Below are 14506 nucleotides of genomic sequence, written 5' to 3' on the forward strand. Positions count from 1 at the left end.
AAAGAGGAGCGAAGAAACCCCATGAAAAATAAAAAATGGAAAAATGGTCTCGTGCATCTTACGTTAATCGTAATATTCTCCTTATTGATGCTTCCCATTTTTGTGACTTTTTCTACTTCATTGGAGACATTTCGAGGAGCGCTTTCGTGGCCGCCTTCGTTTATACCTGAAAACCCGCAGTGGATAAATTACGTGGAAGTATGGAGCGGAAGATATGAATTCAGCGGGCCATTTATTAATAGCTTGATTATCGGTGGGATGACATCACTTATCACAATAATATTCGCTTTTCCGGCCGCCTATGCCTTAACAAGGTTTACGTTTGTCGGCCGTGGAAGCCTGCTGTTTATTGTATTGATGACCCAAATGTTTTCTCCAGTAGTACTCATCGTCGGCCTGTATCAGCAAATTCAGGTTTACCAACTATTAAACACTCTTTCTGGTGTTATTCTGACTAACTGTGCCTTTACGATTCCATTGGCTGTTTGGCTTCTTCACGGCTTCATGAAAAGTGTTCCGGTTGATATTGAAGAAGCGGCTGCCGTAGATGGATGCTCAAGGGTAAGAGGAATTATTAAGGTTATTCTGCCGCTGTCGGCTCCAGGAATTGCCATGGCTGGAATCTATGCGTTTATTTGGAGCTGGAATGACCTGCTGATCCCGCTGATCTATATCACTGAATCTTCCCTGCGTCCTGTCAGTCTTGCTTTGACTGACTTTGCCGGACAAAATACAATCTACTGGCACGAAATGATGGCAGCCAGCATTATTTCCACCATTCCAATTGCTATTATGTTTGCGTTTGTACAGAAGTATTTTGTACAAGGATTTACCGCAGGTGCAATCAAAGGATAATACAATTTAACGAAAAAGGTGATATGTGTGATAAAAGTTCTGTTGGTAGGAGCGGGGACGATGGGAGAGGTTCACGCTGAAGCCTATATGAAAATGAAGGATGCAGAGGTTATTGGTGTGGCTGATTGGAGCGAGGACAGAAGAAGAGAGCTTGCTGCCAAGCTCGGAGCGGCTCCGTTTAAGGAACTTTCAGAAGCGTTGGCTTCCTTGGAAGAAGTGGATATCGTAGACATCTGCCTTGCTACGGATAAACACGGAGATGCAGTGAAAATATCAGCTGATTACGGCGCAGCGGTTATATGTGAAAAACCTCTCGCCAGATCTTTAGAAGAAGCGGAGGAACTAATTACTTATTGTGAAAACAAGCGTACCACCTTATTCGTAGGGCACGTTCTTCGTTTTTTTCATGAATACGTCAGTATAAAAGACCGGTTGGATAACGGAGAGATCGGCATGCCGGGTGTTGTTCGGACATTTCGGGGCGGAGCATTTCCGGAAGGAATGAATAATTGGTATGCAGATGTTGAAAAAAGCGGTGGTCTGATTCTAGATATGATTATTCACGATTTTGACTTTTTGCGCTGGTGTTTTGGAGAGGTTGAGCGGGTGTATGCGAGAAGTCTGACTGATAGATTAAAGGATAAGATGGATTACGCCCTCGTCACGTTGAAATTCAAAAACGGTATACTGGCACACGTGGAAGGAAGCTGGGCACATGAAGGTTTTAACACCGCTTTTGAAGCTGCAGGTAAAGAAGGCATTATTGATTTTGACAGCAGCCGCGATAAATCATTAATATTGCAGCAAAAATGCGTAACAAAGAACGGCGGAGGGGTGGAAGTGCCTGCAAGTGCAGTAGAAGACAGCCCGTATTATTTGGAGCTTCGGCATTTTCTGGATTGCTTCCAAACAGGAGCAGAACCAATAGTAAACGCCAGGGATGCCGCAGAAGCGATAAGAATTTCCTTAGCCGCCCTGGAATCAGCTCGACAGAAAAAGCCTGTATATATTGGGGAGGAATTAAAATGAAGCTGGGAATAATCAGCTTTGCTCATGTGCATGCAGAAGGATATGCCAATGTGATAAAAGAGCTGCCGAATATAGAATTATCTGGTATTGCCTACGAAGAAGATGAATATTTAGGAAAAGCGGCAGCTAATAGGTTTCAAACCACTTTTTATTCCTCTGTAAAAAAATTATTAGACTCCGATATTGATGGAGTTATCATTACTTCTGAAAATGTACGTCACAGAAAGCATGTAGAAATGGCGGCTGAAGCCGGGAAAGCCATTCTCTGCGAGAAGCCGATTGCGACAAATAAGGAAGATGCAGAGTTTATAGTAAAGCTTTGCGAAGATGAGGGTATTTATTTTCAAACAGCATTTCCTGTGCGGTACAATACCCCGATAAGGGAGGCGAAAAAAGCACTAGAACAAGGTGCAGTCGGAGAAATTCTGGCGCTGAAAGGAACCAACAGGGGAGTGAATCCAGGCAGCTGGTTTACTGATAAAGAATTAGCCGGCGGAGGTGCCTTGATGGACCATACCGTTCACGTTGCTGATATTTTACGCTGGTACACTGATTCCGAGGTATCGGAAGTTTATGCAGAAACGGGAAACCTTCTTCATAATCATGAAACGGAAGACTGCGGCCTTATAACGATGGAATTTGAAACGGGAGCTTTTGCCTCACTGGATGTAAGCTGGTCCCGAAATAAAAAGTTTCCAACGTGGGGAGATGTCATGATTGAGATAGTTGGAACAAAAGGAAATTTAAAAATAGATGCATTCGGGCAGCGTCTTCATGTGTACTCTAACGAACAAGGTGTGTCCTGGGAACACTGGGGAGATAACATGGACAAAGCAATGATTAAGGATTTTACAGAGAGGTCGATGGCTGGAAATACTTCTCCAGTCACTGCATTTGATGGAATGCAAGCATTAAATGTCGCTATTGCGGCTAATAAATCTTCGACTAAAGGGAAAAGCGTCACGATTTCATAGAACTAATACACAGGTCAGTATCAAGGGAGGCGATTGATATGACTTCAAGACATTTAGAGGACTTACTCCAAACGTGCTTATTCCCAACGTCCCAACTAGAAGGTATTGGAGTGGCTTCTGCTGGACTTCTTGATACAAAAAATAATAAAATTATATATGCTCAAAATTTAAATACACGCTACGTAAAGATTAGAGAGATTCTAACAAAGAGGTTTCTTCTGCCCGTAAAAATCTGCAATGACGTAATTGCTGCGGCTCTAGCTGAGTGTCATTGGGGTTATAATAAAAAGACGTATCGCGCAGTTGGTGCGGTTGGGTTATTACAGAGTGATGTAGTCAACCATAATTTAATTGGTGAAAAATAGAAAGGAGAAGAGGATGAAAAACAACTCCTTTTTACTTAGGCATGTGTCCGTAGTAAATCACGATTTCACGATGGACGATGCCTTCATTTTAGTAGAAGAGAACAAAATTAAAGCAGTGGGATATGAAAATAATATTGAGCAGGAGCTTTCACTGGAGGAACAGCAAATTCCAGTTCAGCATCAAGTGAAACCAGGCACACGGCTCGTTCCGGGAATGATCGATATGCATATTCACGGAACGAGCAACTCGGATACGATGGACGCCACACCGGAGGCGCTGGAAGTAATAGCGGGAGCTCTACCGGCTGAAGGCACTACTTCCTTCCTGGCCACTACCCTGACTTCCAATGAGGAAGCGATCACAAACTCGCTCCAAAACGCAGCAGCGGTAAGGAAAGGAAAGCAGTATAAAGGGGCAGAGCTGCTAGGCATCCACCTTGAAGGCCCATTTTTTTCGGAAGAAAAAGCTGGAGCGCAGCCGAGGGAATTTTTAAGAGACGCAGATGTAGATCTGTTTCAAAAATGGCAGGAAGCGGCGGATGGCCTTATCCGCCTGGTTTCTCTAGACCCTGAAAGAGACAGGGGACATCGGTTAATCCGCTACTTAAGAGAAACGGGAGTAATTGTTTCTGCCGGCCACTCAAATGCAGGAATTGAACAAATAACCGAAGCTGTACACCAAGGTGTTTCACGTGTAACACATCTTTATAATGGAATGAGCGGCCTTAACCACCGCGAACCGGGGCTGGCTGCTGCTGCATTGCTTAATAAACATCTTCAGGCTGAGATCATTGCCGACGCCATCCATGTACATCCTGCAATGGTAAAACTTGCGTATGAAATGAAAGGGGCCTCGGGACTGACAATGATTACCGATTCGATTCGGGCAAAATGTATGAAGAATGTCAGCTTTAAGCTTGGTGGACAGGAAGTCATCATGGAAGGAGCGAAGCCGCTGCTTCCGGATGGAACTCTTGCTGGAAGTGTATTAAAAATGAACGAAGCGATGCGAAACTTAATGACATTTACTAAATGTCTGCCGGAGGAAGCGGTGGCTATGACGTCATGGAACGCAGCTCGCGAATTAGGTGAGGATCACCGTAAGGGAAGGATTGCACCTAGAATGGATGCTGATTTTACTCTTCTAAATGATTCCTTTGAGGTAGAAAAAACCTGGTGCATGGGAACGCTCGCTTATGACAAGGAATAGGGGGTGGAGACCGTTGGAAATCATTCAAGTGAAAAATTACAAAGAAATGAGTCTGCGGGCGGCAGGCCTTTTTGCCTATTATATTAAATCAAACCCACAGGCAGTACTCGGCCTTGCGACAGGCGGCACTCCCGTGGGGATGTATCGTCAACTTGCTGCATTAAAGAACCAATTCGACGCAAGCCGCGTGACCACTTTTAATTTAGATGAATATGAGGGTCTGCCTCCTCATCATCCGCAGAGTTATTATGCTTATATGAAAAGGTATGTGTTCGACCCGCTCGGGCTCAGCAGAGCACAAACCAACCTGCCCCGTGGCGATGCCCATGATCTCGAAGCGGAATGCAGGCGTTATGAACAGCTTATCAAAGATTACGGCTATATCGATCTGCAGCTTCTCGGTATCGGAGAAAATGGTCATATTGGATTTAATGAGCCGGGCACATCTTTCACTTCTCGCACTCATCTTGTTACGCTAAAGTCCTCCACAAGAGAAGCGAATGCCCGATATTTCAAGCAGCCTGACCTTGTTCCTGATCGAGCTATTACAGCAGGCATTGCAACCATCATGAGCAGCAGCTGGATTGTTCTGCTTGCATCTGGGCCCAAAAAATCGAAAGCTCTCGAAAAGCTGCTTACAGGAGAGATTCATGAAAGCTTCCCAGCCTCCATTCTTCGTGAACATCCTAGAGTTACGATCATTGCCGATAACTCAGCACTCTCCACAGCCTCCTCTGGGCACAGATAAATTCATGACTTGAGATTTCCTGTGCTTCAGCATTTATGGTTCTAAAGCCTCCATTTTATTGATTTCCCATTCTGAGAACAATTCAGCTCCATCCTCGGCTATATTAGTACGAGGCAGAATGTTTAATAGTGTACAATCAATTTTTACAGTTTATTAATACGATAACTCATTTAGACAGGGGAAACGGCCATGCAGAGGCTATAGGAAAACACCGGATAATCATTGTTTTAATTCATGTTATAATGGATAATTCAAACTGCCCTGGACAAAATAAATGTTATCTATGAAAAAGTGGTACAATTGTAAAAAAACATGGAATAAGTGGTGCGATGCTTTTTTCCTCCTACATACTTCTGATACAATAATCTAAGAGACTGGAAAATAAAGTCCCGTCTTATAAAAAAGGATGTATCCCATTGGAAAAAAATTCACTTCAAGCAGAAATAGCCAGCTACACTGGCAAGCTATTGAGAGATAACTTTGGTAAAGGCCCTTCTTCCGTCTATGTTACGATTAAAAGGCCTTTTGTTTCGATCTATCTGAGAGATTCCTTGCACCGATGGAGCGTGTGCTGCTGGATCAAAATAAAGGGCAGAAGATAGAGGAAACAAGAGATCTTTTAATGGAGGAGCTTCTTCCGGAAATGCGAGCGACGCTGAGAGCTTCCGGTCTCGACGTGAAAGAAATGTATTATGACTGGTCGCTGTCTAACCGCTCAGGTATGGTCCTGGCGGTGCTTCATGAAGGAGATGCGGATCAACTCCCTGATGAGTATACAGGTAGAAAACAGCTTCATAATGAAGTTGTATGGGCGAGTCAGCAGGCAGAAAAGACACCGACTCATGTCGATTCTTATTTGTTGAATGAGCGGACATTAATTGTACTCCGCAAGGGCATCCTCGTTCGTATTGAAAAGGAATTAATACGAGCGGGCTTTGAAGAAAATTTAAAGCTCACTAAACGCCACCTGGAAAAGGGCCTCATCAACAACCAGAACCTTGAAAAGATCCTTCAAACAGGTGTTTTAGATACATTTGTAGATTGGGACTTCCAGCTGGATAAAAGCTATTTCATATTCATATTACAACCTCCCCGTTAAGGTGGAAATGAGCCGGATATTAAAGCTGGACATAAGCCGAAAGAGATCTCCGCGATCTTTTTCGGTTTTTTTAATGGAAAAAACTGTCTCTTGAAAATGCTTGTACATTTGATTTCCATGGAACTTAAGAAAAGAGGTATCTTGCATGAAATTTATTATTGACCACTCTATGCAGCTTATTCATCGAACACCATATGCAGGGGACCTTTGCAATTTTCAAGAAACTCCTTTACTGCAGAGGGAAGGCTCTCACGACGAAAGTTATATTAATAAATTGATTAAAGAAAAGAAATACGAGCGCTGCGATTATTGCAAATAAACGGTCTCTCTTAAATTTTTACCACAAACTGCTGCGGGTGGTCCTGCCGCAGCTTTTTCTCGTGTAAAAAAAGTGCTCGCAACGTGTGTATCTTGTGTATAATAAAATAGTGGTCGGCATGATCAAACAGTGTTCACAATAGAAAACGCTTTTATTAACTGATTTGAATACTGTTCTTGTGATCACCGCAAAATAATGAAAGGAGTTTCTATACGTATGCTATCTGATTTAAATCAGCAATTGCAGAATGCTCTTCATGAGGCCATTCAGCATAAGAATTTTACACGGGCGGAGGAAGCAGTCGCTCATTTAAAAGCCCTTTCTGATATGGAAGCATTTATCCATGGTTCAGAAATAAGAGCAGGTCTGCGACAAGTAGATCTTTCTGTTAATCAGGAAGCTACTAATGATTTACTTGCGCCTGTCGCAAAAAAATCTGCTCCAGTACAAGCTTCACTAAACCACCAGGTGAATAGTCAAAATGCATCAGCAGCTAAGCGTGATACACTCTACTTATACTATATCGAAGCGGAAAATTTGTTGAAGTTTAAAAAATCTCCTCAGACATACGCGGTAAGCCTTGAATTCTTTCAAACCTTTCTTGAAAATCTTTCCTTCTGGAAAGGCGTGGATCCTTTTTCTTCGAAGGATTATTATGAACATTTCACAGCCAGCCTTGAAAAACATTCTACTTACCAGGCCTCCACTATGAGGCAGTTCATTACACTACTTTTCCGTTTCAGTGTGAAGCTCGAGATTATAAAAAAACCTGAGCCAAATCAGCGCAGTCGATATGTCGTTAACGAAGATTTTGATACGACCAAACTGATCAACTATATTACCGATCAAAAGGTCCTTGAATTATAGGTAAAAAGAAATGTACGTACATATAAGCCGGGGATTCGGTTAAAGAGTCCCCGGCTTTTCCTTCACGCTTTTCATATACTCCAAACTTTTCAGAAGATAAAACTTCATGTAGTACAAAGAAAAACATGCGCGTAAGAAGGACTATTAGCGATGGCAGCTGGTCAAAATAATAACGCATCTCCTGTCCGCATCCAGTATGGCCATTGTTCAAATTAATAGAGCTGTTTATTACATCTCATTACAATCATTTATCAATGTGAGCTTACATATTGATGCTTCTTTATTACCTGCCTATAATACTAGTGGGTAAATCAAAGTTTTCAAACAAACAACATTGACCAGAATAAATGATGTGATTCAGGAGGTGAAAATTCGCCATTCGCTCCTGCTTTTACCGATACCTTCATTCCAATAATTGATTAAAATAATGGCGAAGCAATCATGGTGAGAAAGTATGTTTTGACCACACTATTATCAGCAGCGCTTCTGTTTTCACCGATCGCCTCAGATGCAGTGGCAGGGGATCAGACACTTAAACAGGGGATGAAAGATGCGGACGTTTCTGAACTTCAGGATTGGCTTAAATCGAACGGCTATTTAGAGGATCAGATAGACGGCATTTTTGGTCCCCTGACAGAAAAAGCGTTGAAAACGTACCAGGACGCCATTGGAATAGGAGCTGATGGCATTGCCGGCCCGCAGACCTTTGGTGCAATCAGCGTCAGTGAAGCTAAGGTGCAGGCTGCACCCCCGTCAGTAAAAACTGAAGCTGTTTCACGATCTCTGCGCCAGGGAATGCGCGGCAATGACGTTCGAGATCTTCAAATGATCCTGGAGAATCGAGGCATTTATAAATCTGCCCTTGATGGAGTGTTCGGCGCGGATACTGCCAGAGCTGTTCGTTCCTATCAGCAGGAAAATGGGCTGCAGGAAGATGGTATTTACGGCCCCCAGACTTTTTCGGCGCTGGAAATAGGCGTAGTGAAAGCAGCACCAGAAAACAATAATGAATCACAAACGCAAGCAGCCGATGCAGCTGTTAATTTTTCTGAAAATGTGATTGATATTGCAAGAAGCTACAGCGGAACTCCTTATCATAAGAATGGAGATACACCAGGCGGGTTTGACAGCGGCGGATTTCTGCATTATGTTTTCGCCGAAGCTGGTAAAATGATACCCGCCGATCTCTCAGATATGTATGTTAGAACCACTCCCTCGGATAAACCACAGCCGGGAGATATTGTGTTTTTTCAGCAGGAGGAGGCCGTATCACATGCAGGCCTTTTTCTGGGCGGAGGTAAATTCATTCACGCCGATGAGCGGGCGGGTGTTACCGTCTCGAATCTAGGTGATTCCAATTGGGGAAAAAAATATATGGAATCCGGAAGAATATAGGTGGCGGCATCCCTTTTGATAATTTCAAAAGGGATGTTGTTTTTATTGACGAAGTCAGATTATGGATGTAAAATAAAATGGAAATGAACGCGCGTACATAATGAAGGAGAAATAAAATGTCAACAAGAAAGGAAGTAGCGGCAAAAGCTGGCGTTTCAGAAGCAACTGTGTCACGAGTTTTTAATGAGCCGGGCATTGTAAACGCTGTCACAAGGGAAAAGGTAGAGCAGGCAGCGAGGGAGCTCGATTATTATCCTAATGCTCTTGCTCAGAGCTTTGCCAAGAAGAAAAGCATGAATATCGGTGTTGTGCTTCCATATATTCCGAAAGCCAGAACACTTTCTTCCGATTATTTTGCAGAAATTCTAAATGGAGCAAGTATTGCCGCGAACCAGTCCGGCTATGATATCGTGCTTTTTTACAGGGATGCAAGGAAACAAAACGTGGACTATCGAACATATTACCAAAATAAAAAAATTGACGGGGCTCTTTTTCTAGGGACACTGGTTTCTGAAAGAGAACATTTAATGGAGGTGAAAAAAGAAGGTTATCCTTATGTACTGATCAGTAACTCTTTACATGAGAAAGATCCATCTTCCATTGATGCCGATCACGTGCAGGGGAGCTGCGAGGCGATAGAGCACCTGGCTGCGCAGGGACACCGTGAAATCGTGTTTTTAAATGGAGAAGAACGATTTGCCAACAGTCAGCAACGGCGGGAAGGAGTTGAAAAAGCCTGCCGAAGATTATCGATCGATCCTATCCCTGTTATCACAGGAAATTACAGTAAAAAAAGCGGATATGAGGCGACAGACAAAATTTTAACGATGCGCCCCCGTCCAACTGCTATTTTTGCTGCCAATGACCGGATGGCCATCGGAATAATTCAACGGCTCAAGGAAAAAAACATCAGGCCGGGAAATGATATTGCTATTATCGGATATGACGATTCAGAAATGGCTGAATATATTGATCCCCCGCTCTCATCAGTACAGGTACCTTTTTATGAAATGGGCAAGCTCGCCGTAGATCAACTGTTAAAGCAAATAAACAGGGAACCGGCTATTAATAGGAACATGCTTCCTGCTGTGCTGCAGATAAGAAGCTCTTCCACCTCATAATTCAAAAAGGAGTGATGACGATGGGTTCGTCTAAGGTTCGTGTTGGAATGATAGGTTACCAGTTTATGGGGAAGGCACACAGTCATGCATACCGTGATTTACCGTTTTATTTTGACAAAGAGGTGGAACCGGTAATGCAGGCAATTGCTGGTCGAAACGAGGAAAACGTCAGGCAGGCTGCAGAAAAAATGGGGTGGAACTCCTATGAAACTGATTGGCGGCGGCTTATCGAAAGAGATGACATTGATTTAATTGACATCGTTACCCCTAACAATACGCATGAAGAAATCGCTGTAGCAGCTGCAGAAGCCGGTAAACATGTTATCTGCGAGAAGCCATTGTCACTTACGGTAGAACAGGCAGAACGCATGGCCGAAGCTGTCGAACGAAATAAAGTTGTTCATATGATCTCTCATAATTACCGTTTCGTGCCGGCTGTTGCATATGCGAAACGGCTCATCGAAGAAGGGCGTTTGGGAGAAATCTATCATATGCGCGCAACTTACTTACAGGATTGGATTATGGACCCGGCATTTCCACTCGTATGGAGACTTTCAAAAGAGGTATCAGGAACCGGAGCGCTCGGGGATATTGGAGCTCATAGTATAGATTTAGCCCGTTTTTTAGTGGGAGACATTGCAGAGGTTGTTTCAACAATGAAAACCTTTATTAAAGAGCGTCCTGCGGCTGAAGCCAGCGGAGGCTTATCCGGCATGGGCAGTAAGGATAAAGTCGGTAATGTCGAGGTGGATGACACCTCTGCGTTTCTTGCTCATTTTGAAAATGGCGCCGTAGGTGTATTCGAAGCCACTAGGTTTGCCGGAGGCAACAGAAATGGCAACCGTTTTGAAATTAACGGCTCAAAGGGGTCGGTCCGCTGGGATATGGAAAATATGAATAATCTTGATGTGTATTTTCACGATGATGAAACAGGCCTGCAGGGCTTTAGAAAAATTCATTGCACGGAAGAGGAACACCCGTATGCAGGAGCTTACTGGCCGGCCGGACATATTATTGGCTATGAGCACACCTTTATTAACCTGCTTGCTGAATTGATGGACGGTATTAAAGAAGGTTTTTCCCCTTCCCCTAACTTTGTAGATGGGGTAAAAAATCAGCAAATTTTAGCAGCAATAGTAAAATCTGCCGAAACCAGGCAATGGATAACAGTTGGAGGTCGTTAACGATGAAAAAATTAAAAGCGGGACTTATTGGATGCGGAGTAATTAGTGATATCTACTTAAAGAACTGTCAGAGATTTCAATCATTAGAAGTTGTGGCGTGTGCGGACCTGGAAATTGAACGAGCCCAGGCGAAGGCAGAGAAGTTTAATATCCCGAAGGCGTATACTGTACCGGAGCTGCTGCAGGACAATGAGATTGATATTGTTCTCAATTTAACCATACCGGCCGCTCATGCAGAGGTTTGTCTCTCGGCGCTTGATTCAGGTAAGCATGTTTATGTCGAAAAGCCATTATCGATATCCTTACAGGATGCCAAAATAATTCTTGATACGGCTGAACAAAAGGGATTGTATGTAGGCGGAGCACCGGACACCTTTCTTGGGGGCGGCCTGCAGACCTGCCTGCAGCTGGTTGAAGACGGCGAAATTGGCAGACCGGTTGCGGCAAGCGCATTTTTTATGAGCGGTGGGGTAGAGAGCTGGCATCCTAACCCCGATTTTTATTATCAGGAGGGGGGAGGCCCGATGTTTGATATGGGGCCGTATTATTTAACCGCTCTGATTGCAATGATAGGACCTGTGAAAAGAGTAACAGGCTCAGCCCAGCGATCTTTTGCTGTCCGTCGGACACCGGAAGGGCGGGAGATACCAGTAGAAATTCCTACCCATATTTCCGGTGTGCTCGATTTTGAAAATGGTGCAGTCGGTACGATCGTAACGAGCTTTGATACGTTCGGAAACAATCTGCCGAGGATCGAAATTTATGGAGAAAGAGGAACACTTTCTGTACCTGATCCGAATCATTTCGGCGGCACGGTACGCCTTAAAAAGATGGGGGACGAAACCTTTAAGGAGGTGCCGCTCACGCATGGCAGCATAGAAAACAGCAGAGGCATCGGCCTGGCTGATATGGCAGAGGCAATTTTAGAAGAACGTCCGCACCGCGCCAATGGAAACCTGTTATATCACGTGCTTGAGCTCATGCATGCATTTCACATATCATCGGAGGAAGGCACGCATTATAATGTCTCAAGCACTACTGAAAAGCCAGCACGGCTGGAATCTATAAAAACTTTTTAATAGGAGAGTGAAAATATGAAAGTGTCCTGTCATTTAATTACATGGGGCGAGAACTTATTAACAGGGATGAAGGAAGCCTCTGAGCTCGGGTACCGCGGCTGTGAAACATTTACCCATCTGGCTATGAACTATGAAAATGATTTGGAAACATTCCAAGCATTATTAAACGAACATGGATTTCAATTGTCAGCGCTGTATGGCGGCGGCAGATTCAGTGAGCCGGCCAAAAAAGCTGCTATTGTTGAGGAAAACACGAGAGTGGCAAAATTTCTTGCGGCAAACGGAAGCGACCGAATTGTATTTGGTCCGCAGGGTCCCCGCAGTGAAGGCGGAACTACGCTTGATGAATTAAAGGCTGCGGCCGAAGCAATCAACGAAGCAGCCAAAAGCTGCCACGACCTGGGCGTCAAGGCTTGTGTACATCCGCATTTGGGAACAGAAATACAAAATGAAAATGAACTTGATGCCATCATGGAGATGACAGACCCGGATTATGTTTATTTCTGTCCGGACACCGCCCATCTCGCAAAAGCAGGCATGGACCCGCTCGAGGTGATAAAGAGATACCGCAGCCGTATCGAATACGTCCATTTAAAGGACATTTCACCGGACCAGGCAAGTGCTGAGGACTTTCCCATTCTCTCCGGAAATGAAGCGATGCCGATATTCTGTGAACTGGGACTGGGAACCCTTCCATCTTCTTTGAAAGAAGTCACTTCCTACTTAAAAGACACAGGCTATGACGGCTGGATGACAGTTGAAATAGATAAATCAACGAGCACTCCTTATCAAAGTTTGAAAACTTGCCGTGAGTTTGTAACAAACGAGTTAAAGTTAACACTGTAGAAGAATGAAAACGTAATTTATAAAATATATCCCTAAAGTAGATAATACTAATTCTTTTGAATTTGATAGTATTATACTTTAGGGATTTTCTTTTTATTTTACCTGTATTTGTCAGATAACTGAATGATTTTCATAACTCAATTTATGTAATATATTCGAATTGTAACAGTCATGTTCACTCTATCATTCGATTCTGCTCCAGGCGATTGCTGTTCCGGGGCTGGGCTACAGTTTTCTCAGCATCAAACTCCTGCGGCTGGAGTCGTCGTCTTACGTTACAATCGAAATGTCGTGATTTTACTCAGAAAAGTTCTTATGAATTTAATTTAATAAAATTAGAAGAATACTTTATGGATATTTATAACGTAAACAGGCATAATATAAAATTGTTGTATTCAACAACAAACATTGTAGGAGGAAGTGAATGAATGAATCATCCAGCGGTAATAAGTTTATTGCATTCTCAGAATTGGTTCTTAGACTGGCTTATTTAAATTTTTTGTGGATGATATTTACAATATTTGGATTTGTGTTATTTGGTTTTTGGCCGTCAACAGTTGCAATGTATGCCGTTATTAGACGTTGGGACAGAGGGAATAACGAAGTTAAGACCTTTAATATATTTTGGGAAGTTTATAAAAATGAATGGAAAACTAGTAATTTTATAGGAGGGGTGATGCTGGTTACAGGTCTGGTTATATATATTAATCTTACATATATACTATCTTTTAATGGAATTCTTTCGAATGCTGGGCAATTTGCTCTTGGAATGACATTATTAGTTTGGTTTATCCAGGTACTATACCTTCCAGCTGCCATCGTTTATTATGATTTAAAAATAAAAGATTATTTTAAACAAGTTATAATCATTTTTCTATTAAAACCCATACACACGTGTGGTATGGTGTTCGCCATTTTGATTGTAATATATTTGATTTATCTCTTTCCAGCCTCATTTATATTTTTTGGGGGTAGTGTAGTAGCTTATATAGTCTCAAAAGTGATATTTAAAGATTTGGTTGGAGAGTGTGGGAAGTAATCCAATTCATTCGTTTGATTTGCATGATTTAATCAAACAATAACCTAATATTTTGCAAAAGTAGACACAAATAAGAGATGAATTTAATATCTTATCGTTCAAGGGGCTGTATCATAAATGATACTTGCCCCTTTTGTATGGTAAAAAAAGCAATGGACAAGTCCTTCGCTTTCCGTGGGCAGCGCTTCAGCTAACCGGGCGAAACCCGCGCCCGGCGGATCTTCAGCCGCTGCTCTTCCCACTGGAGTCTTCGGACTTGTCCCCTGCTATCTTCTATTTAGGATACTACTTTTTCTATAAAAAGGGGCTTTTGCTACAGCCCCTTGTTTTTCAATTAAATATTTTGAATTGACAAAAAAAAATCAGGATGCTAGTA

General features: G+C 42.9%; 15 protein-coding genes and 1 pseudogene. All 16 read left to right on the top strand.

Going from position 1 to position 14506, the window contains the following annotated elements; translation table 11 throughout:
* The first annotated feature begins 21 nt into the window (after positions 1-21).
* The 16 genes and pseudogenes from ACE4RR_RS10880 to ACE4RR_RS10955 all read left to right on the top strand — a co-directional run bounded on the left by ACE4RR_RS10880 (position 22) and on the right by ACE4RR_RS10955 (position 14130).
* On the top strand, positions 22-855 hold the full coding sequence (locus ACE4RR_RS10880; protein WP_375535450.1) for a carbohydrate ABC transporter permease: 834 nt from the start codon (positions 22-24) through the stop codon (positions 853-855).
* A gap of 27 nt (positions 856-882) precedes the next feature.
* Positions 883-1884 carry a Gfo/Idh/MocA family protein gene (locus tag ACE4RR_RS10885; RefSeq protein WP_375535451.1) on the top strand — a complete coding sequence of 334 codons (1002 nt, stop codon included), beginning with the start codon at positions 883-885 and terminating at the stop codon, positions 1882-1884.
* Entirely contained in the window at positions 1881-2858 is a 978-nt protein-coding gene (locus ACE4RR_RS10890) for a Gfo/Idh/MocA family protein (RefSeq protein WP_375535452.1), read from the top strand. Before ACE4RR_RS10885 ends, ACE4RR_RS10890 begins: the two co-directional genes overlap by 4 nt.
* Before the next feature lie 38 nt (positions 2859-2896).
* The gene (locus ACE4RR_RS10895; protein WP_375535453.1) at positions 2897-3223 is read left to right on the top strand and encodes an ROK family protein; all 327 of its coding nucleotides are present in this window, start codon (positions 2897-2899) and stop codon (positions 3221-3223) included.
* 13 nt (positions 3224-3236) lie between these two features.
* The gene (gene nagA, locus ACE4RR_RS10900) at positions 3237-4433 is read left to right on the top strand and encodes an N-acetylglucosamine-6-phosphate deacetylase (RefSeq protein ID WP_375535454.1); all 1197 of its coding nucleotides are present in this window, start codon (positions 3237-3239) and stop codon (positions 4431-4433) included.
* A 13-nt stretch (positions 4434-4446) separates the two neighbouring features.
* Positions 4447-5181, top strand: coding sequence for a glucosamine-6-phosphate deaminase (nagB, locus tag ACE4RR_RS10905; protein WP_375535455.1), 735 nt, complete (start codon positions 4447-4449; stop codon positions 5179-5181).
* Positions 5182-5648: 467 nt separating this feature from the next.
* Positions 5649-5863, top strand: a pseudogene (locus ACE4RR_RS10910) (Na-translocating system protein MpsC family protein); the annotation flags it as partial.
* A gap of 39 nt (positions 5864-5902) precedes the next feature.
* A complete protein-coding gene (locus ACE4RR_RS10915) occupies positions 5903-6280 on the top strand; it encodes a Na-translocating system protein MpsC family protein (RefSeq protein ID WP_375535487.1) in 378 nt (125 codons plus the stop codon).
* 145 nt (positions 6281-6425) lie between these two features.
* Positions 6426-6599 (top strand): hypothetical protein, encoded by a 174-nt coding sequence (locus tag ACE4RR_RS10920; protein ID WP_375535456.1) that lies wholly within the window; start codon positions 6426-6428, stop codon positions 6597-6599.
* Between the two features lie 216 nt (positions 6600-6815).
* Positions 6816-7466 carry a hypothetical protein gene (locus ACE4RR_RS10925; protein ID WP_375535457.1) on the top strand — a complete coding sequence of 217 codons (651 nt, stop codon included), beginning with the start codon at positions 6816-6818 and terminating at the stop codon, positions 7464-7466.
* A 441-nt stretch (positions 7467-7907) separates the two neighbouring features.
* The gene (locus tag ACE4RR_RS10930) at positions 7908-8861 is read left to right on the top strand and encodes a C40 family peptidase (RefSeq protein WP_375535458.1); all 954 of its coding nucleotides are present in this window, start codon (positions 7908-7910) and stop codon (positions 8859-8861) included.
* A 116-nt stretch (positions 8862-8977) separates the two neighbouring features.
* On the top strand, positions 8978-9982 hold the full coding sequence (locus ACE4RR_RS10935; protein WP_375535459.1) for a LacI family DNA-binding transcriptional regulator: 1005 nt from the start codon (positions 8978-8980) through the stop codon (positions 9980-9982).
* 20 nt (positions 9983-10002) lie between these two features.
* Complete coding sequence (locus ACE4RR_RS10940) at positions 10003-11166, top strand: Gfo/Idh/MocA family protein (RefSeq protein WP_375535460.1); 1164 nt, start codon at positions 10003-10005, stop codon at positions 11164-11166.
* 2 nt (positions 11167-11168) lie between these two features.
* Positions 11169-12245, top strand: coding sequence for a Gfo/Idh/MocA family protein (locus tag ACE4RR_RS10945; protein WP_375535461.1), 1077 nt, complete (start codon positions 11169-11171; stop codon positions 12243-12245).
* Between the two features lie 15 nt (positions 12246-12260).
* Positions 12261-13091 (top strand): sugar phosphate isomerase/epimerase family protein, encoded by an 831-nt coding sequence (locus tag ACE4RR_RS10950; RefSeq protein WP_375535462.1) that lies wholly within the window; start codon positions 12261-12263, stop codon positions 13089-13091.
* 424 nt (positions 13092-13515) lie between these two features.
* Positions 13516-14130: a YesL family protein gene (locus ACE4RR_RS10955; RefSeq protein ID WP_375535463.1), complete on the top strand. Its 615-nt coding sequence runs from the start codon at positions 13516-13518 to the stop codon at positions 14128-14130.
* Positions 14131-14506 lie beyond the last annotated feature (376 nt).

Source organism: Alteribacillus sp. HJP-4 (genome assembly GCF_042139015.1).
GTDB lineage: Bacteria > Bacillota > Bacilli > Bacillales > Marinococcaceae > JBHIKY01.